Origin of the sequence: Janthinobacterium sp. 75 (assembly GCF_004365495.1) — a bacterium.
In the GTDB taxonomy this organism is placed as follows: Bacteria; Pseudomonadota; Gammaproteobacteria; order Burkholderiales; family Burkholderiaceae_D; genus Janthinobacterium.
This window is the reverse complement of sequence record NZ_SORD01000002.1, coordinates 518,247-537,427: the sequence shown is the minus strand read 5'-3', so window position 1 is coordinate 537,427 and position 19,181 is coordinate 518,247. Positions and strand designations below refer to the sequence as shown.

Genomic DNA, 19,181 nt, shown 5'->3' with positions numbered 1-19,181 from the left:
TCATGCCAACAATTAACGAGATTCTCACTACTATGGACTACGGCCCTGCTCCCGAAAGTCAAAAAGAAGCGCAGGCGTGGCTCGATGGCCACCAGCGCACATTCGGTCTGTTCATCGACAATGCATGGAGCGAGCCGGCGGAGCTGTTCGCCTCGACCAATCCTGCCGACGGCACGCAGCTGGCCGAGCTGACGCAAGCCACTGATGCTGACGTGGAACGCGCCGTGGAAGCGGCACGCCGCGCGCTGCCCGTATGGCAGGGCATGGGCGGCCACGGCCGCGCGAAAGTCATGTATGCGCTGGCCCGTCTGCTGCAAAGGCATTCGCGCCTGTTCGCCGTGCTCGAAACCCTGGACAACGGCAAGACCATCCGCGAAACGCGCGATATCGACCTGCCGCTGGCCGCGCGCCACTTCTACCATCACGCCGGCTGGGCGCAGCTGCAATCGGAAGAATTCGCCGACTACCGCGCCGTGGGCGTGGTGGGACAGATCGTGCCGTGGAATTTCCCCCTGCTGATGCTGTCGTGGAAAATCGCCCCGGCGCTGGCGGCCGGTAACACGGTGGTCTTCAAGCCGGCCGAATTCACGTCGCTGACCGCCATGCTGTTCGCTGAATTGTGCGTGCAGGCGGGCGTGCCGGCCGGCGTGGTCAATATTGTCACCGGCGACGGCCGCGTGGGCTCGGCCATCGTCAAGCACCCTGGCGTCGACAAGATCGCGTTTACGGGCTCCACGGAAGTGGGCCGTTTGATTCGTGTAGCGACGGCCGGCAGCGGCAAGAAGCTGTCCCTGGAGCTGGGAGGCAAGTCGCCGTTCATCGTCTTCGAAGACGCTGACCTGGATGGTGCCGTGGAAGGCCTGGTCGATTCGATCTGGTTCAACCAAGGGCAAGTGTGCTGCGCCGGTTCGCGCCTGCTGGTGCAGGAATCGATCCAGGAGCGCTTCCTGAACAAGGTGCGCGCGCGCATGGAAAACCTGCGCCTTGGTTCGCCCCTGGACAAATCGATGGACGTGGGCGCGCTGGTCGACCCTGTGCAGCGCCAGCGTATCGCCGCGCTGGTCGATTCGGCTAGAGCCGAAGGCTGCGACGTCTGGCAGCCCGCGTGCGAATTGCCGGCGGACGGCTCCTGGTTCCCGCCTACGCTGATCACGGGCGCGTCGACCTCGGCTGCCGTGGCACAGGCTGAAATCTTCGGCCCCGTGCTGGTGGCCATGAGCTTCCGCACGCCGCCCGAAGCGGTGCAGCTGGCGAACAACACGGTGTACGGCCTGGCCGCCAGCGTGTGGACCGAGTCGATCAGCCTGGCGCTGGACATTGCTCCCGCCATCAAGGCCGGCGTGGTGTGGATCAATAGCGCGAACCAGTTCGACGCCGCTTGCGGCTTCGGCGGCTACCGCGAGTCGGGTTTCGGTCGCGAAGGCGGCCGCGAAGGCATGCTGGAATACATGACGGCCCTGGCCGAAGATGCGCGCCCGGCCTTGCCGGTAGTGGAAGCCAAGGCTAAAGGCAACGCGAAACCGGCGGCAGCCGATCCGTTCGCCATCGACCGCACGGCCAAGATGTACATCGGCGGCAAGCAGGCGCGCCCTGACAGCGCCTACAGCGCACCCGTGTTCGGCGCCAATGGCACTCTGCTGGCCGAAGTGGGCGTGGGTAGCCGCAAGGATATCCGCAATGCCGTCGAAGCGGCACATAAAGCGTCCGGCTGGACCAGCGCTACGGCGCACAACCGCGCGCAAGTGCTGTACTACATCGCCGAGAATCTGGCAGCGCGCGCCGACGAATTCGCCGCCCGCATCGCCGCCATGACGGGCAGTAAAAATCCGGAGAAGGAAGTACAGGCATCGATCGAGCGCCTGTTCTACTACGCCGCCTGGGCCGACAAGTACGACGGCCTGGCGCACCAGCCGCCTACCAAGGGCATCACCGTGGCGCTCAACGAAGCGGTCGGCGTGATCGGCATCGTCTGCCCGAATGAAGCGCCACTGCTCGGCTTCATCTCGCTGGTGGCGCCGGCCATCGCGCTGGGCAACCGTGTGGTGGTAGTGCCGTCGGAGGCGCATCCGCTCTCCGCGCTGGACCTGTACCAGGTCTTCGATACGTCCGACTTGCCGGGCGGCGTCGTCAACATCATCAGCGGCAACGCCGATGAACTGGCGCGCACCCTGGCGACACACGCCGACATCGACGCCGTCTGGCGCCATGACGGTTCCGGCGAAGGCTGCGCGGAAGTCGAGCGTCTGTCGGCCGGTACCCTGAAGCGCACCTGGGTCGGTGGCGCCAAAGGCCGCGACTGGTACAGTGCCGCTCAAAGCGGTGGCCGTGCCGTGCTGGCGCATGCGTCGCAAGTGAAAAACGTGTGGATCCCTTACGGCGTCTAATCGATAAGTAGTGCTGGAAAAGCTGGGGTCAGAGCCGTCGGCTCTGACCCCAGATCTCATGATTGGAGTTATTCCATGTTGTTAACCCAAGAAATCATCCGCAAGAAGCGCGACAAGGGTGTTTTGAGCGCCGAGGAAATCCAGTTTTTCGTGCGCGGCATCACTGACGGCAGCGTCAGCGAAGGCCAGATCGCGGCACTGGGCATGGCCGTCTTTTTCAATGACATGAACATGGACGAGCGCGTGGCGTTCACCCTGGCCATGCGCGATTCCGGCCACGTGCTGGACTGGCGTTCGCTGAACCTGCCTGGTCCCGTCGTCGACAAGCATTCGACGGGCGGCGTGGGCGATGTGGTTTCCCTGCTGCTGGGTCCCATGATCGCCGCGTGCGGCGGCTACGTGCCGATGATCTCTGGCCGCGGCCTGGGCCATACCGGCGGCACCCTGGACAAGTTCGACGCCATTCCCGGCTATTGCACGGTGCCGGACAATGAATTGTTCCGCAAAGTAGTCAATGAGGTTGGCGTGGCCATTATCGGCCAGACGGCGCAGCTGGCACCGGCCGACAAGCGTTTTTACAGTATCCGCGACGTCACCGCCACGGTGGAATCTGTGGCCATGATCACCGGCTCCATCCTGTCGAAGAAACTGTCGGCGGGCCTGGACGCGCTGGTGATGGACGTGAAAGTGGGCACGGGCGCCTTCATGCCTACCTACGACAAGTCGGTGGAGCTGGCCGAGAGCATCGTCGCCGTCGGCAATGGCGCGGGCATGCAGACCTCGGCTATTTTGACGGACATGAATGAATCGTTGGCGCCGTACGCCGGCAATGCGCTGGAAGTGCGTGGTGCCATGGATTACCTGACGGGCCGTTCGCGTCCCGCACGCCTGCATGAAGTGACCCTGGCGCTGTGCGCCGAGATGCTGGTGCTGGGTGGCCTGGCCGCCACCGAAGAGGAAGCGCGCGTCAAATTGATGGCGGCCCTCGATTCGGGCGAAGCGGCTGAACGCTTCTCTCGCATGGTGTCCGCCCTGGGCGGCCCGGCGGACCTGGTCGAGAATCCGGACAAGCATCTGGAACAGGCGCCATTCGTCGTGCCGGCGCCAGCGCTCACCGCCGGTTTTGCCAATGTGCGCGATTGCCGCGGCATCGGCCTGGCAGTCGTCGCACTGGGCGGTGGCCGTCGCCGTCCAAGCGACAGCATCGATTTCGCCGTCGGCCTGACGGATTTGGTGGGCCTGGGCGAGCAAGTTGCCGTTGGCCAGCCGTTGGCCATGGTGCACGCGCGCACGGAAGCGGCGGCGCAGCAAGCCGTCAAGGAAATCCAGGAAGCGTATGCCATCAGCGCGATCGCGTTGACGGCCAATCCGGTGATTTACCGTACGATTCGTCCCTAAAGTAACACAGGGGTCTGCCTCCCGTTTGCGAGAACGCTGAGCTATGCGTCAGCGGCATTGAGGGGCTGACCCCGGCCTTAATGATTTCAAAGGTATGACAGAAAAAATGAACAACCAAGAACTGATCGCGGAAGCCAACGCCGGCCGTGAACTGGCCTACGCGCCGTATTCGCGTTTCAAGGTGGGCGCGGCATTGCTGTGCAAGGATGGTCGCGTCTTCCGTGGCTGTAACGTGGAAAACGCCGCGTATGGCCTGTGCAACTGCGCCGAGCGCACGGCGTTTTTCAGCGCCATCGCGCATGGCTGCAAACCGGGCGACTTCGCCAAGCTGGCCGTCACGGGAGACACGGCGGAACCGATCTCGCCATGCGGCGCCTGCCGCCAGGTGATGTTCGAGATGGGCGGCGCCGACCTGCCCGTGATCCTTACCAATCTGAAAAACGATGTCATGGAAGTGACGGCGGGCTGGCTGCTGCCACACGGCTTCGGCAATTCCGACCTGGACATGAAGTAACAGGATACGCTTGAACAAGACGATCGACATCCAGGCGGCCGTGGCGATTGCCGCGGCCGAAGCCATGGCGGCCAAGACGCAAGGTACCTTTGGCGTGGGCGGCGTGCTGCTCGATGGCACCGGCAACGTGCTGCAATCGATGCACAACAATGTCGTGCGCCAGGGCCTGGTGTTCGACCCCACCGCGCATGGCGAGCGTCAGTTGGTGGACTGGTATTTCGCCGAGCGCGCCAAGGGCACGCCCTTGCCGCCGCCAGGCGAACTGACTATCGTCACTTCGCTCGACCCTTGCTGCATGTGCACGGGGGCGATTTTGGCTGCCGGTTTCAATGTGGTGGTGGCCGCGCCCGATGTCAAGGCCGGCGTCAATTACGATGGCGCTGCCACGTTCACGGCCTTGCCGGCGCCGCTGCAGGTGCAGGCTGGCCGCAGCTTTTGCTATCCGGCCGTGCGCGGCGCCACCGAGTATGCGCGCGTGCCTTCCGGCGCCGCTCCCAAATCTTTTTTCATTGGCAAGAGCATCCACGAGGCGACGCAGGCACTGTGCTCGCTCGTGTTTGAAGCGACATCGGCCCAGGTGATGCAGCTGTTGAACGCCGGCGACGATGTGCACTTGCGCGATCCCGCCACCTTGCCATCCGAGCATGCCGTGGTGCGCGCTTTGCGCCGCCGCTATCCCGACGCCCTGACTTACCGCTGCGCGCCGCATGCGCCCGATGCCGGCCTGGCGCCATTCCTGCAGGCGGCCATGGAGCAGGACGCGCGCGATGGCGGCCAGGGCGACGCAGCCGCCTTGCTCGATTCCTTTGGCAACCTGCTGCTGTGCATGCCGGGCCAGCTGGCGCGCTCTCTGATTCGCACGCCTTTCATGGAATGCACGCGCCAGTACGCGCAATTGCGTTATGAATTGATGGCTGGCGCCGAGCCGGCGCTGCAGGAAGAAATCAAAAGTTATCTGGGTCATCCCAAGCATGGCACCTTCGTGCTGGCCGTCGGGCCGGACGACAGTGCCGCCAGTTTCATGACCCTGGGCGCCTATGGTTCCACCATGGAAGGGGCGGTGCCGGAGAATAATCCCGCGCAATTCCAGTACGTGCGCCCGGCCATGGCGCAAGACGCGCTGCTGGCGCTGTGCGACGCCATGCCGCCGCTATACCGCAAACTGATACGTATCCGGCCACACCAGGTGGCGGACCAGGCCCTGGTCAAGGCCTTGGCCTAGGCGTCATCGTCGGGCAGGTTCTTGAGTAAAAAGTCGCGCACGTTTTCGCCCGCCACGCGGCGAATTTGCGCTTCCGACAAGCCCGCATCGAGCAGCGCCTGCGTCAGGCGCGGCAGGCCTGCCGCGTCGATAGCGGTGGTGACGGCGCCATCGAAGTCCGAACCATAGGCCACGTGTTCCGCGCCGATCAGTTTTACCGTGTACTTGATGGCGCGCGCGATGGATGCCACATCCTTGCCGCAGACGGCCGTATTCCAGAAGCCGATGCCCACCAGGCCACCCTGGGCGGCGATGCGTTTCAATTGTGCGTCGCTGAGGTTGCGGCCGTTGGCGCAAGTGCCGCGCACGCCCGTGTGCGACACCATCACGGGGCGTTTCGCCATGGTTAATACGTCGTCGATGGTGGTTGGCGAGGCGTGCGCCAGATCGACGATCATCTTGCGCTGTTCCATGTCGCGCAACCATTGCCGGCCCAGCGGCGTCAGGCCGCCTTTTTTCAGGCCGTGCTGGGAGCCGGACAGTTCTGTATCAAAGAAATGCGTGGGCGCGGCCATGCGGAAGCCCGCCTTGTACAAGGTATCAAGGTTGTCCAGCTTGCCTTCGAGCGCATGTGCACCTTCCAGTGTCAGCCAGCCGGCCAGCAGGGCGGGGTCTTTTTCGCGCGCGGTAATGAAGCTGCGCAGCTGGGCGCGGCTGCCGATCACCCGGACCTTGCCATTGCTCCTGGCCACTTGCTGGCGCAATTCATCGGCCTGGTAAGTGGCGCGCGCCAGCAGGCTGTTCCAGGTGGCAGGTGGCAAAGCTTGTGCCACTACCAGTGCCGTGATGTTGTCCGTGTCGCTGCCATTGCGCTCGATATTCATCTTGCGCGGCGTCTTGGTGACAACGGAAAAGGCTTGCAGTGCCACGTTGCCCCGCTGCAGGCGGGGAAAGTCGACATGGCCGCGCTGGCTGTCGCGGTTCAGATTGCGTTGCCACAGCAGGCTGTCGGCGTGCAGGTCGGCGATCCACAGGCGCTGGTGCAGGGCCTGGGTAGTGGCCGTCGGCGCCTTGGCAGCTTGGGAATAGACTCGATTGATTTGCTGGTCGACCAGTCCGGGAGCGGACAGGAAGCCGCCGACCAGTGCAAGGCTGGCGGCGGTGAGGGTGGTGATAATCATTGTTCTCCGTCTTACCATGGATCGTAGGTGCCCAGGCTCCAGATATGGCCTTCCGGATCGCGGCAGGTAAAGCCCCGTCCGCCGTAGTCTTCATCCTTGATGTCGAGCACGATCTCGGCGCCGGCTTCGCGTGCGCTGCGGTAGACGGCATCGGCATCGCTGACGACCAGGTAGCAGTTTTGCGTGTTGGCGCCGCCGATGTCGCCAGGCAGTTTCATCAGGCGGCCATAGTCGCTGTCGAGGGCTGGTGCCACCATGACCATACCATTGCCAAAGCTCAGTTGCGCGTGGGCGACACCACCGTTGCCGTCAGGCACGATCAATTGTTTTTCAAAACCGAGTGCGGTACACAGCCATTCGATGGCTGCGGGGGCATCGCGGTAGCGCAGGCAGGGAATGGTCGTACCTGTTGTGGCTTTTGCTGTCGTGGTCATCAGAAAACTCCTATGGCAGATGGGGAGTAGCTTCGATTATTAATCTTGCGCGGCGTTCCGTATCAGACCCCATCCATCGTGATGGGTTTGATGTCCGTCAGTGCCGCGCGCACTCATAGTGCCATAGAACAATCATTGCACTCTTGCCACGACGAAAATTTTTATTGCGGCGACTGCTGCGAATCCGGCGTTTTCTCGTCTGCACTGGCATCGTCGCTGTTGCTTGCCCATTTCAGCAGCATGACGAGGGCAAACAGCATGATAGCAAGCGGCAAGATGGTGATCAGGAACGCCAGTCCCAGGCAGCACGCCAGCAGCATGGGCCAGGACATGGCGCGCAGGGCGGCCATGCCCTGGCGCGTGTAAGCGCACAGCTCGCTCCAGAAAGCGCTGAAGGAAGTGCTGCCCGGTGCCGAATTGATGTCTTTCATGCCGTTCTCCTGTGGTTGCCGCTGCCGTATGCAGGCTGGCGATGAAACCACTATAGGCAAAACCTTGCCGCCGAACATCGCGTATGCGACGAATGGCAGGAATGGCGGAGCGAACGGTGACAGGCGAAGACAAACGGTTACTCGAAGACCTTGAGTTTCAGCTGGAAACTGAGGGCGCCATACAGGCGGTCCTTGTAGGAAGGCACGATGGCGATATTCACGCCCACGCGCTGGTATTCATAGCTGATGGTGGGGACCAGGGCCGGGAACCAGCCGCCATCGCGCATCTTCGGATAGCCGCTGAAGCCGCCAACGACGGCGCCGACGCGCAACGGGCCTACCTTGATGGGCTGATAATACACGCCCACATAGTTCGAGTAGGCGCGGTCGCTATTGTAGAAGCGGCCGGTCGTGGCCGACGCGACCGTGGAAAAACGGTATTCGGCGCCCAGGCCCGGATTGCTGTCGTTCAGATTCTTGTCGCGCTGAAAGTGATACGAATAAAAGCCCGCGTTGAGCCAGGTTTCGCTCAGCGGCTGATTGTCTATCATGCCCACTGTCTGCGCCTGTGCCGTGGATGCCACTGCCAGCAGCGCCGCGCAGGCAGCCTTGCCCAGCAATGACGCGGTGCGCGCCGATGACCATTGTTTCATGCCTGTTCCTTATCCTGTCGATAGATGGCGTCGCTATTGCAAACGCTCCAGCGCGCCATGCTATCACTGCCAGATTGTTCGTTGGAAATTTCGTCACGTAGCGGGCGCTGCCGCAGGCAGGGCGATGGCCGCCTGCACCATGTGCGTGAGCAGGATTTCGGCATCCTCGTAATCCTTGCGCGTGAGCTGCTTGCGTTCCAGCACCAGGGTCATCTGCGCCGAAAAATCCGCATACGATTGCGTCATGGCCCAGATGGCGAACATCAGGTGGGTGGCGTTGACGGGCGCGATCCTGCCGGCGGCGATCCAGGCTTCGAAAACGGCGATATCCTTGCGCAGCAGGGGCACGACCCTGTCGCGTATCTGTGCACCGTACAGGGGGGCGCCATTGATCACTTCGAGCGCATACACGCGCGAAGCCCATGGCTGTTCGCGCGAAAAACGCAGCTTGGCGCCGATGTACGCACGCAGCACGTCGCGTGGCTCGTCGTGTTCATTGGCCAGCGACTCCATGCGCGCCAGCCAGTCGTCGAGCACGTCGTCGAGCACGCGTTGGTAGAGCAGCTGCTTGGACGGGAAGTAATACATCAGGTTTTGCTTCGACAGGCCGGCTCGCTCGGCGATGGTGGCGATCGACGCGCCCTCATAGCCGCTTTCGGCGAACGCGCGCACGGCTTGCTCCAGGATGTCCGTTTCCAGGCGGTCGCGGTTTTGCAGGCGCCGGCCGCCGGCAGTTTTCACGGAAAGGGCAGGGGATTTGTCGCTGGCCATGGCGGATTCTTTAGCGTGGGCGTATCGATTGCAGGAATGCCTGCAGCACGGAGTTGTCGGTGTAGGCCACGTTGAAGCGGAACCACACCGTCTCGGGCGCGCGCAGCATGAAAAATTCGTTCGGCGACAGCAAGATGCCGGCCTTTAATGCCATGTCGGCGATGATTTTGCCATTCCATTCCGGCGTCTGGATATCGGGCCAGCCGGCGCTGACGAACATGCCGCCACGCGGACGCGCCACCGGCGCCATCCCCGCCTGCGCCAGGCAGTCGATGCTGCGTTCCCGGGCCGAGTCGAGCTGCGCCACCAGCCGTTCCACCATGCGCTTGTAGGGCCGCGCGGAGATGGCGTGGTAGACGGCGCGCTCATTGATTTCGGATGTCGTCAGACCCGCCAGCATTTTGACGCGCACCAGTTCGGCCACCAGAGGGGGCGAGGCACAGATGGAGCCGACGCGCAGCACGGGCGACAAGGTCTTGGAAAAGCTGCCCACGCGGATCACGCGGCGCAAGCCATCCATCGCCGCCAGCGAAGCTTCGCCGCGCGCCGCCAGTTCGCGGTAGATATCGTCTTCCACCAGCCAAAAATCGAATTGCTCGGCCAGCGCCAGCAGGCGGTGCGTCTGCGCCTGGCTCAGTGAGGTACCCAGCGGATTTTGCAGCACCGTGTTGACGAACATCAGCTTGGGCTGGGTGCGCGCGGCCTCGCTGGCCAGTGCATCGAGGTCGAGTCCCGCCTCGCCACGCGCTATACCGACGGGGATGCAGCCGTGGTGGCGTATCAGCGACTGCAGATTGCTGTAGCCGGGGTCTTCCACCAGCACGGTGTCGCCCGGCTTGGTCAGGCTGCGCAAGATCAAATCGAAGGCGTGCGTGGCGCCGTGCGTCAGCAGGACCTGGTCTGGCTCGACCTGGAACAGCTCTTCCGACAGGCTTGTTGCCAGGTGCTGGCGCAGCGAGGGAAAGCCCAGCGGATGGCCGTAGCCGCGCAGCCGGCTGGCGGGTATGCGCATGGCCTGGCGCACGGCATCGAGCACGGTCGCTTCGCCATACATCTCGGGCGGCAGCCAGCCCGCACCCACGGGCAGGGCATCGGACACGCCCGAATACAGGTCCGGCGTGAGGGCGTCGATGGCGGTGGGGCTGGCATGCACCGCCGCTTGCGGCGAGGCGGCGATATCGTGGCGTGCGACGAAATAGCCGGAGCCGCGCCGCGACGACAGCAAGCCCAGGTTGACCAGGCGATCATACGATTCGACGACGGTGAACGTCGACACGCCATTGCACCGGGCGAACTGGCGCACGGAGGGCATGCGCGTGCCGATGCGCAGGGCGCGGCTACCCACCATGACGCTGATGGCGATGACGATCTGTTCGACGAGGCCGCCCTTTTTCTGGCGGTCGATGTCCAGCATGGGCCAACCACTGCCTTGCTCGGGGGCATCGTCTGCGCTGTCGCTGTGCTTCACGGTGGCTCCTTATGCTGCCTTGCACAAAACTGTAATGGTTTTCCGACCTGTACGGTTGGGATACTTTGCCGTTTGTGTATCTGTGCCATTGGGAATGTCCTGACTATTATTACATCAGCTTTTTGCCAACTGGTAAATTATTTTACGCTTCGTCAAAAACGATCCTGGCGCTCTGCCAGCCCATCTCAAGGAGAAGGTCATGAACGAAACAAGGCCGGAATCGATGTCGGCATTCTGGATGCCGTTTACCAATAACCGTGATTTCAAGGCCAACCCACGCTTGCTGGTCTCGGCCGAAGGCATGTATTACAAGGATGTCGATGGCAACGCCATCCTCGATGGAACCGCCGGCCTCTGGTGCGTGCCATGCGGCCATGCGCAGCCGAAAATCGTCGGCGCCATCCGCGAAATGGTGGGCCAGCTCGACTTCGCACCCACCTTCCAGATGGGCCATCCAGCCGCCTTCGACCTGGCGGAAAAACTGATGGACTACACGGGCCACAAGTTCGGTCACGTCTTTTATACCAACTCCGGTTCCGAGGCCGTGGACACGGCGTTAAAAATCGCGCTGGCCTATCACCGGGTGCGCGGTGAGGGTGCACGTACTCGTTTGATCGGCCGCGAACGCGGTTATCACGGCGTGGGCTTCGGCGGCATTTCCGTGGGCGGCATCGGTGGCAACCGCAAGACCTTCGGCCCCTTGCTGCCCGGCGTGGACCACCTGCCGCACACGCATAACCTGGACAAGAATGCCTACACGGTGGGCGAACCCGAATACGGCACCCACCTGGCCGATGAACTGGAACGCATCGTTGCGCTGCACGACGCCTCGACGATTGCCGCCGTCATCGTCGAACCTGTGGCTGGCTCCACGGGCGTGCTGATCCCGCCGAAAGGCTATCTGAAACGCTTGCGCGAGCTGTGCACCAAGCATGGCATCCTGCTGATTTTCGATGAAGTCATCACGGGTTTCGGCCGCATGACGACGCCATTCGCCGCCGACTATTTCGACGTCGAGCCGGACCTGATGACGGCGGCCAAGGGACTGACCAATGGCATGGTGCCGATGGGCGCCGTATTCAGCAAGCAATATATCCACGATGCCTTCATGGACGCGCCACCCGGTATTGAACTGTTCCACGGCTATACGTATTCCGGTCACCCGCTGGCCTGCGCCGCCTCGCTGGCCACCCTGCAGGTGTTCGAGGAGCAGGACATCCTGGGTCACGCGAAAAGCATGCAGGCGTATTGGAGCGACGCCGTGCATTCCCTGAAGGGGCTGCCGCACGTGATCGACTTGCGCAGCATCGGCCTGATCGCCGGCATCGAACTCGCCCCCATCGCCGGCAAGCCCGGTGCGCGCGCCTTCAACGCCTTCAAGCAGGCCTTCGCCGACGGCGTGCTGATACGCACGACGGGCGACATCATCGCCCTGTCGCCGCCGCTGGTGCTGGAAAAACAGCATATCGACGAGCTATTCGGCAAGCTGGCCAAGGTATTAAAAAATCTCGATTAAGGACGGTCATGAACGATCTCGATACCATCACCCACTACATCAACGGCGCCAAAGTCGACACCCGGAGTGGCCGCTACGGCGACGTCTACAACCCCGCCCTGGGCGTACCCGTAGCCCGCGTGGCCCTGGGCACCGTGGAAGACGTCGACGCGGCCGTGCAGGCGGCGGCCGCCGCCTTTCCTTCGTGGTCCGCTACGCCGCCCCTGACGCGCGCCCGTGTCCTGTTCCGCTACCTGCAGCTGTGCCAGCAGCACACGGATGACTTTGCCGCCATGCTCACGCGCGAGCATGGCAAGACCTTTGCCGATGCACAGGGCGAAGTGGCGCGCGGCATCGAGATGGTGGAGTTTGCCGTCGGTATTCCGCAGCTGTTGAAAGGTGAATTCACGGACCAGATTTCGCGCGGCATCGACGCCTGGTCCATGCGCCAGGCGCTAGGTGTGGTGGCCGGCATCACGCCATTCAACTTCCCCGTGATGGTGCCGATGTGGATGTTCCCCGTCGCCATCGCCTGCGGCAATACCTTCGTCTTGAAACCGTCCGAGCGCGATCCGTCGGCCTCCTTGCTGCACGCGAAATTGCTGAAAGAAGCAGGTCTGCCCGACGGCGTTTTCAACGTGGTGCAGGGAGACAAGGTGACGGTCGATGCCTTGCTCGACCACCCCGTGGTGCAGGCGATCAGCTTTGTCGGCTCGACGCCGATCGCCGAATACATTTATGCGCGTGGCAGCGCCAGCGGCAAGCGCGTGCAAGCGCTGGGGGGCGCGAAGAACCACATGGTGGTGATGCCCGACGCGGACATGGACATGACGGTCGATGCACTGATCGGCGCCGCTTACGGTTCTGCTGGCGAACGCTGCATGGCCATCTCCGTCGTCGTGGCCGTGGGCGACGCGGGCGACAAGTTGATCGACGCACTGGCAACGCGCACGGCTGCACTGAAAGTGCGCGACGGCATGGCTGATGGGGCGGAAATGGGACCGGTCGTGTCGCTGGCAGCCAAGCAGCGCATCGAAAAACTTATCGCCTCGGGCGTGGAGCAGGGCGCGACTTTGGTGGTCGATGGCCGCAACCATGTGGTGCCGGGCCGCGAGAACGGCTTCTTTGTCGGCGGTACTTTATTTGACCATGTGACGCGCGACATGAGCATCTACAAGGAAGAGATTTTCGGCCCCGTGCTGTGCGTGCTGCGCTGTCCTGACGTGGTGCATGCGGTGGAGCTGATCAACGCCAACGAGTATGGCAACGGCGTGGCCATCTACACGCGCGACGGCGGCGTGGCGCGCGAATTCGTGCGTCAGATCCAAGTCGGCATGGTGGGCGTCAACATTCCCTTGCCCGTGCCGATGGCCTTCAACAGTTTTGGCGGCTGGAAGCGCAGCATGTTTGGTGACCACCATGCCTATGGTCCCGAAGGCGTGCGTTTTTATACGCGGCACAAGGCCGTGATGCAGCGCTGGCCAAACACGGCAAGCGCTGGTGTGGAATTTGCTTTTCCCCAGATGAAGTGACGGTTTTACACTAAATCCACCGCAGGATCAAAGAAGGAAAACGCGATGATCGAGTCCCTGAACTATTTGCCGCATCCCGCCCTGCCCAACGAGGAATTGGCGGGCCATTTCACGGACCTAGCGCCGCCTTTGAGCGCGCGCCAGGCAGCCATCGAAAGCGCCCGCTGCCTGTACTGCTACGATGCGCCGTGCAGCCGCATCTGTCCGTCGGAAATCGACGTGGCCAGCTTCATCCGCAACATCCACGACAAGAACATCAATGGCGCCGCCGCTGGCATTCTGAAACAGAACATCCTGGGCGGCAGCTGCGCCCGCGTCTGTCCCACGGAAATCCTGTGTGAAGACGTCTGCGTGCGCAACCACGACGCGGAAGGCCAGCCTGTCAAGATCGGCCTGTTGCAGCGCTATGCTGTCGACCACATGCATTTCACGGCGCACCCGTTCAAACGGGCGGCCGCCACGGGCAAGACGATTGCCATTGTCGGCGCTGGGCCGGCCGGGCTGTCGTGCGCGCACCGCCTGGCCATGCTGGGGCACGACGTGGTGATCTTCGAGAAGGAAGGCAAGGCAGGTGGCTTGAATGAATACGGCATCGCCAAGTACAAGCTGACGGACGATTTCGCCCAGAAGGAGGTCGAATTCTTGTTGGGCATAGGCGGCATTGAAATCCGATGTCGCCAGGTGTTGGGCGAGAACCTGCAACTGCGCGACCTGCACGCGCAGTACGATGCCGTCTTCCTCGGCCTGGGCCTGGGGGCCAGCCGCAAGCTGGGCTTGACGGGCGAGGACGCACCCGGTTTGCTGGCTGCCGTCGACTACATCGCCGCGCTGCGCCAGGCGGACGACCTGGCCGCGCTGCCCGTGCCGAAGCGGGCCATTGTGATTGGCGCCGGCAACACGGCCATCGACATGGCCGTGCAAATTCAGCGCCTGGGCGCGGAGGAGGTTACCCTTGTGTACCGGCGCGGCTTCGACGCCATGACGGCCACTCATCACGAACAGGAGATCGCCAAGGCGAACCAGGTGCGCATGCTTACGTGGGCCCAGCCGCAGCAGGTGCTGCTCGACGCGGCTGGCCATGTGGCCGGCATGCGTTTCGAGAAAACGCGGATGCAGGGCACGCGCCTGGCGGGCACCGGCGAGACCTTCGACGTGGCGGCCGACGCCATCTTCAAGGCGATCGGCCAGAGCCTGGACACTGAAGTACTGCATGACCCGATGGCGTCTCTGTTGAAACGCGAGGGCGACAAGATCGCCGTCGATGCGGGCTTTCGCACGGTGCTGCCGGGCATCTACGCGGGCGGCGACTGCGTGGCGCCGGGGCAGGACTTGACGGTGCAAGCCGTCCAGCATGGCAAGCTGGCCGCACTGGCCATCCATTCCGATTTCCTGAATAAAGTGGAGGCTGCATAATGGCTGATCTCAGCATCGATTTTTGCGGCATCAAGGCGCCGAATCCTTTCTGGCTGGCTTCTGCGCCACCCACCGACAAGGCCTACAACGTGGTGCGCGCGTTCGAAGCGGGGTGGGGTGGCGTCGTGTGGAAAACGCTGGGTGAAGACCCGGCCGCCGTCAACGTCTCGTCGCGCTACTCCGCCCTGTACGGCAAGAACCGCGAAGTGGTGGGCTTCAATAATATCGAACTCATTACCGACCGCTCGTTGGAGATCAATCTGCGCGAAATCACGCAGGTGAAAAAGGACTGGCCCGACCGCGCCATGATCGTCTCCCTGATGCTGCCCTGCGAAGAGCACTATTGGGCCGACATTTTGCCGAAGGTGGAAGCGACAGGAGCGGACGGCATCGAACTCAATTTCGGCTGCCCGCATGGCATGCCGGAGCGGGGCATGGGGGCCGCCGTGGGCCAGGTGCCCGAGTACGTGCAGATGGTCACCGCGTGGTGCAAAAAGCACAGCCGTCTTCCCGTCATTGTCAAGCTAACGCCCAACATCACGGACGTGCGGATGCCGGCGCGCGCGGCCAAGGCGGGCGGTGCGGACGCCGTTTCGCTGATCAACACCATCAACTCGATCACCTCGCTGGACCTGGACCGCATGGTGGCCCTGCCCATTGTGGGCGGCGCCAGCACGCACGGTGGCTATTGCGGGTCTGCGGTGAAACCGATCGCCCTGAACATGGTGGCGGAAATCGCCCGTGATCCGCAGACGCGCGGCTTGCCCATTTCAGGCATCGGCGGCATCGGCAACTGGCGCGACGCGGCCGAATTCATCGCCCTGGGCGCCGGCTGCGTGCAGGTGTGCACGGCGGCCATGCTGCATGGTTTTCGCATCGTCGAAGAGATGAAGGATGGCCTGTCGCGCTGGATGGACGAGAAGGGCTACGAACGCATCAGCGATTTTTCCGGCAAGGCCGTGGCCAATACGACGGACTGGAAATACCTGGACATGAATTACCAGGTCATCGCGCATATCAACCAGGATGATTGCATCAAATGCGGCAAGTGCTACGTGGCCTGCGAAGACACCTCGCACCAGTCGATTGCGCAACTGATCGACGCTGCAGGCATGCGGACGTATGAGGTGATCAAGGAGGAATGCGTGGGCTGCAACCTGTGCGAAATCACCTGTCCGGTGCAGGGCTGCATCACGATGGTGCCGCAGGTCACGGACAAGCCGTACATGAACTGGACGCAGGACCCACGCAACCCGCATGCGTTGGTGGAGACGGCATAGGGAACGCAGCAAGGCATGTATCTTGCGTGTGTTTATTTTGTAAACGGCAGCCGTCCTTTGCGGTAAGCTAGGCTGCAGCCGTTTCTATAATACCGATCCCCTCCCAACCGATGGAGCATACCTGTGAACCACGACTATTCAGGCAACACGCAACTCTGGAATGAAGACCTTGCGCCCACCACTGCGGCGCAGCGCACCTGGCGCTGGTATCACTTCGCCGCGCTGTGGGTTGGCATGGTGATGTGCATTCCCGCCTACACCCTGTCGGCCAGCCTGATCGACAGCGGCATGTCCGGCTACCAGGCGGTGCTCACGGTATTTCTCGCCAACGCCATCGTGCTCTTGCCCATGCTCCTGATCGGGCATGCTGGCACCAAGTACGGCATTCCGTATGCCGTACTGGCGCGCGCCTCGTTTGGCACCATGGGCGCCCGGCTGCCGGCCCTGATGCGCGCCATTGTCGCCTGCGGCTGGTATGGCATCCAGACGTGGTTCGGTGGCCAGATGATTTACACCCTGATGGGCGTGCTGTTGGGGCATGAACTGGGCGGCGAGAAGATCGCGGGACTTGGCATCAACGGCAGCCAGTTGCTGTGCTTCCTGGCTTTCTGGGCCATCCAGTTCTATTACATCCTGCACGGCATGGAATCGATCCGCAAGCTGGAAACCTATACGGCGCCCTTGAAAATTCTCATCTGCTTTGTGCTGCTGTACTGGGTGCACAGCAAGGCCGGCGGCGTGGCCAGCCTGCTGGACCAGCCATCGCAATTCATCCCCGGCGGTAAGAAGGCGGGCCAGTTCTGGAGCGTTTTCTGGCCATCGTTGACAGCCATGGTGGGTTTCTGGGCGACCCTGGCACTGAATATTCCCGACTTCACGCGCTTTGCCAGGACGCAGCGCGACCAGGTGATCGGCCAGTCCATCGGCTTGCCCGTGCCCATGGGATTGCTGGCCATGCTGGCCGTGATCGTCACGGCAGGCTCCGTGGTCATGTATGGCAAGGCCATCTGGGATCCTGTCGACCTGGCCAGCCGCATGACGGGCGCCGCCGTGTTGATCGCCCTGATCATCTTGCTGATCGACACGGTCAGCGTCAACCTGGCGGCCAACCTGGTGGGGCCGGCCTACGACTTTTCCTCGCTGGCACCCAAGCAGATTTCGTACAAGATGGGCGGCTACATCACGGCCTTCATCGCCATTGTCATGATGCCGTGGAAGGTGCTCGAATCGACGCAGGGCTATATCTTCACGTGGCTGATCGGTTACTCGGCCCTGCTGGGGCCCATCGCCGGCATCCTCATCGTCGACTACTACTTTGTGCGCAAGACGCAGCTCGACGTCAGGCAGCTGTACCGCGATGACGGCATCTACTCATATGGCAATGGCTGGAACATGGCAGCGCTGATCGCCTTTGTTATCGCCGTGCTGCCGAATATCCCCGGTTTTCTGAATGCGGCCTTTCCCACGGCGTTTCCCGGCGTGGCCGAAGGCTTTAAGGCCATCTACACCTACGCCTGGTTCGTGGGCGTGGCCATCGCCGCCGTCGTCTACGGCGTCATGATGAAGGGCAAGGCCGTGGCGCACGTGCAGCAGGCGCCGCAGTCGTAATCACTCAAGGAGACAAGATGACTACACTGATACGTGGCGGTACTGTCGTCAACGCCGACCGCGCCTTCCGCGCCGATGTGCTGATCGAGGGTGACATGATCGCCGCCGTCGGCGAGAACTTGCCGGTGCCGGTCGGCGCCACCGTGATCGATGCGGGCGGCCTGTACGTGATGCCGGGCGGGATAGACACCCACACGCACATGAATTTGCCATTCATGGGCACCGTGACGTCGGACGATTTTTTCACGGGCACCGCTGCGGGACTTGCAGGCGGCACCACCACCATCATGGATTTCGTCATTCCCGCCCCCAAGCAATCCTTGCTCGAGGCCTATCATCAGTGGCGCGAGTGGTCGTCCAAGGCGGCCGGCGACTACACCTTCCACGTGGCGATCACATGGTGGAGCGAGCAGGTACATGAAGAGATGGGCACCCTCGTTCGCGAGCATGGCGTGAACAGTTTCAAGCATTTCATGGCCTATAAAAACGCCATCATGGCCGACGATGAAACCCTGGTGAAAAGTTTTACCCGCTCGCTGGAACTTGGGGCTTTGCCGACTGTGCATGCGGAAAACGGCGAGCTGGTATTCCAGTTGCAGCAGGCGCTGCTCAAGAAGGGCATCACGGGGCCGCAGGCGCATCCCCTGTCCCGCCCTCCTGCCGTGGAGGCAGAGGCGGCCAACCGCGCCATTGCCATCGCCAATGTTCTTAATACCCCCGTGTACATCGTGCACGTCTCGTGCGCCGAGTCGCTCGACGCCATCACGCGGGCGCGCGCCAATGGCCAGCGCGTGTATGGTGAAGCGCTGGCTGGCCATTTGGTGATCGACGATAGCGTCTACCAGAGTGATGATTTCGACTACGTGGCGGGCCACGTCATGAGCCCGCCGTTTCGCGGCAAGCACCATCAGGCGGCCCTGTGGCACGGCCTGCAAAGCGGCAACCTGCACACGACGGCCACCGACCACTGTACCTTTTGCGCCGAGCAGAAGGCGGCCGGCAAGGACGACTTCACGCGCATCCCGAACGGCTGCGGCGGCGTCGAGGAACGCATGGCCGTCGTGTGGGACGCTGGCGTCAATTCCGGCATGCTGACGCCCTCCGAGTTCGTCAAGGTCTCGTCGACCAATGCGGCGCAGATCTTCAATATGTATCCGCGCAAGGGCGTCATCGCCGCAGGCAGCGACGCCGACATCGTGCTGTGGGATCCGCAGGGCACGCGCACCATTTCCGCCGCCACGCAGTTTGCCAGGGGAGGCTTCAATGTCTTCGAAGGGCGCACCGTGCGCGGCATCCCCAGCACCACGATTGCCGCCGGCAAGGTGGTGTTCCACAAGGGCGAGCTGATGGCCGTCGAAGGGGCCGGACGCTATATCGAACGGCCCGCGTTTTCCGCCACCACCGCATAAGGAGTTGAC

Annotated in this window: 16 protein-coding genes; 10 read left to right on the top strand and 6 right to left on the bottom strand. The window is 62.7% G+C overall.

What is annotated here, in order from left to right:
- Positions 1-32: 32 nt before the first annotated feature.
- The 4 genes from C8C89_RS26725 to C8C89_RS26710 all read left to right on the top strand — a co-directional run bounded on the left by C8C89_RS26725 (position 33) and on the right by C8C89_RS26710 (position 5,518).
- Positions 33-2,384, top strand: coding sequence for an aldehyde dehydrogenase family protein (locus tag C8C89_RS26725; RefSeq protein WP_133994201.1), 2,352 nt, complete (start codon positions 33-35; stop codon positions 2,382-2,384).
- A gap of 75 nt (positions 2,385-2,459) precedes the next feature.
- Positions 2,460-3,782: a thymidine phosphorylase gene (gene deoA / locus C8C89_RS26720; RefSeq protein ID WP_133994122.1), complete on the top strand. Its 1,323-nt coding sequence runs from the start codon at positions 2,460-2,462 to the stop codon at positions 3,780-3,782.
- Positions 3,783-3,888: 106 nt separating this feature from the next.
- Complete coding sequence (locus tag C8C89_RS26715; RefSeq protein ID WP_101483994.1) at positions 3,889-4,296, top strand: cytidine deaminase; 408 nt, start codon at positions 3,889-3,891, stop codon at positions 4,294-4,296.
- Positions 4,297-4,306: 10 nt separating this feature from the next.
- The gene (locus tag C8C89_RS26710) at positions 4,307-5,518 is read left to right on the top strand and encodes a nucleoside deaminase (protein ID WP_133994120.1); all 1,212 of its coding nucleotides are present in this window, start codon (positions 4,307-4,309) and stop codon (positions 5,516-5,518) included.
- Here C8C89_RS26710 and C8C89_RS26705 read toward each other — a convergent pair.
- From C8C89_RS26705 to C8C89_RS26680, 6 genes are all read right to left on the bottom strand, one after another.
- On the bottom strand, positions 5,515-6,678 hold the full coding sequence (locus tag C8C89_RS26705) for a dipeptidase (RefSeq protein ID WP_133994118.1): 1,164 nt from the start codon (positions 6,676-6,678) through the stop codon (positions 5,515-5,517). The genes C8C89_RS26710 and C8C89_RS26705 overlap by 4 nt on opposite strands.
- An 11-nt stretch (positions 6,679-6,689) precedes the next feature.
- Entirely contained in the window at positions 6,690-7,112 is a 423-nt protein-coding gene (locus tag C8C89_RS26700) for a VOC family protein (protein WP_101483997.1), read from the bottom strand.
- A gap of 161 nt (positions 7,113-7,273) precedes the next feature.
- Entirely contained in the window at positions 7,274-7,543 is a 270-nt protein-coding gene (locus C8C89_RS26695) for a hypothetical protein (RefSeq protein WP_133994116.1), read from the bottom strand.
- A 137-nt stretch (positions 7,544-7,680) separates the two neighbouring features.
- Positions 7,681-8,196: a hypothetical protein gene (locus C8C89_RS26690; RefSeq protein ID WP_133994114.1), complete on the bottom strand. Its 516-nt coding sequence runs from the start codon at positions 8,194-8,196 to the stop codon at positions 7,681-7,683.
- Between the two features lie 93 nt (positions 8,197-8,289).
- The gene (locus C8C89_RS26685) at positions 8,290-8,967 is read right to left on the bottom strand and encodes a TetR/AcrR family transcriptional regulator (protein WP_101484000.1); all 678 of its coding nucleotides are present in this window, start codon (positions 8,965-8,967) and stop codon (positions 8,290-8,292) included.
- Positions 8,968-8,977: 10 nt separating this feature from the next.
- On the bottom strand, positions 8,978-10,381 hold the full coding sequence (locus C8C89_RS26680) for a PLP-dependent aminotransferase family protein (RefSeq protein WP_243858456.1): 1,404 nt from the start codon (positions 10,379-10,381) through the stop codon (positions 8,978-8,980).
- A gap of 253 nt (positions 10,382-10,634) precedes the next feature.
- Between C8C89_RS26680 and C8C89_RS26675 the strand changes: the two genes are divergently transcribed.
- The 6 genes from C8C89_RS26675 to hydA all read left to right on the top strand — a co-directional run bounded on the left by C8C89_RS26675 (position 10,635) and on the right by hydA (position 19,172).
- On the top strand, positions 10,635-11,951 hold the full coding sequence (locus C8C89_RS26675) for an aspartate aminotransferase family protein (RefSeq protein WP_133994110.1): 1,317 nt from the start codon (positions 10,635-10,637) through the stop codon (positions 11,949-11,951).
- An 8-nt stretch (positions 11,952-11,959) separates the two neighbouring features.
- A complete protein-coding gene (locus tag C8C89_RS26670; RefSeq protein WP_133994108.1) occupies positions 11,960-13,462 on the top strand; it encodes a CoA-acylating methylmalonate-semialdehyde dehydrogenase in 1,503 nt (500 codons plus the stop codon).
- 45 nt (positions 13,463-13,507) lie between these two features.
- On the top strand, positions 13,508-14,875 hold the full coding sequence (locus tag C8C89_RS26665) for an NAD(P)-dependent oxidoreductase (protein WP_101484004.1): 1,368 nt from the start codon (positions 13,508-13,510) through the stop codon (positions 14,873-14,875).
- A complete protein-coding gene (gene preA, locus C8C89_RS26660; protein WP_208327820.1) occupies positions 14,875-16,155 on the top strand; it encodes an NAD-dependent dihydropyrimidine dehydrogenase subunit PreA in 1,281 nt (426 codons plus the stop codon). The genes C8C89_RS26665 and preA overlap by 1 nt, the downstream gene beginning before the upstream one ends.
- A gap of 123 nt (positions 16,156-16,278) precedes the next feature.
- Positions 16,279-17,763: an NCS1 family nucleobase:cation symporter-1 gene (locus tag C8C89_RS26655; RefSeq protein ID WP_133994106.1), complete on the top strand. Its 1,485-nt coding sequence runs from the start codon at positions 16,279-16,281 to the stop codon at positions 17,761-17,763.
- A gap of 17 nt (positions 17,764-17,780) precedes the next feature.
- Positions 17,781-19,172, top strand: a complete 1,392-nt coding sequence (hydA, locus tag C8C89_RS26650) for a dihydropyrimidinase (RefSeq protein WP_101484007.1) — start codon at positions 17,781-17,783, stop codon at positions 19,170-19,172.
- Positions 19,173-19,181 lie beyond the last annotated feature (9 nt).

Bases quoted from the DNA above. Each gene is read 5' to 3' on its own strand.
- C8C89_RS26725 (WP_133994201.1), top strand. From the start codon at position 33: ATGGACTACGGCCCTGCTCCCGAAAGTCAAAAAGAAGCGCAGGCGTGG.
- C8C89_RS26705 (WP_133994118.1), bottom strand. From the start codon at position 6,678: ATGATTATCACCACCCTCACCGCCGCCAGCCTTGCACTGGTCGGCGGC.
- C8C89_RS26695 (WP_133994116.1), bottom strand. From the start codon at position 7,543: ATGAAAGACATCAATTCGGCACCGGGCAGCACTTCCTTCAGCGCTTTC.
- C8C89_RS26680 (WP_243858456.1), bottom strand. From the start codon at position 10,381: ATGCTGGACATCGACCGCCAGAAAAAGGGCGGCCTCGTCGAACAGATC.
- hydA (WP_101484007.1), top strand. From the start codon at position 17,781: ATGACTACACTGATACGTGGCGGTACTGTCGTCAACGCCGACCGCGCC.
- C8C89_RS26670 (WP_133994108.1), top strand. From the start codon at position 11,960: ATGAACGATCTCGATACCATCACCCACTACATCAACGGCGCCAAAGTC.
- deoA (WP_133994122.1), top strand. From the start codon at position 2,460: ATGTTGTTAACCCAAGAAATCATCCGCAAGAAGCGCGACAAGGGTGTT.
- preA (WP_208327820.1), top strand. From the start codon at position 14,875: ATGGCTGATCTCAGCATCGATTTTTGCGGCATCAAGGCGCCGAATCCT.
- C8C89_RS26690 (WP_133994114.1), bottom strand. From the start codon at position 8,196: ATGAAACAATGGTCATCGGCGCGCACCGCGTCATTGCTGGGCAAGGCT.
- C8C89_RS26715 (WP_101483994.1), top strand. From the start codon at position 3,889: ATGAACAACCAAGAACTGATCGCGGAAGCCAACGCCGGCCGTGAACTG.
- C8C89_RS26700 (WP_101483997.1), bottom strand. From the start codon at position 7,112: ATGACCACGACAGCAAAAGCCACAACAGGTACGACCATTCCCTGCCTG.
- C8C89_RS26665 (WP_101484004.1), top strand. From the start codon at position 13,508: ATGATCGAGTCCCTGAACTATTTGCCGCATCCCGCCCTGCCCAACGAG.
- C8C89_RS26675 (WP_133994110.1), top strand. From the start codon at position 10,635: ATGAACGAAACAAGGCCGGAATCGATGTCGGCATTCTGGATGCCGTTT.
- C8C89_RS26685 (WP_101484000.1), bottom strand. From the start codon at position 8,967: ATGGCCAGCGACAAATCCCCTGCCCTTTCCGTGAAAACTGCCGGCGGC.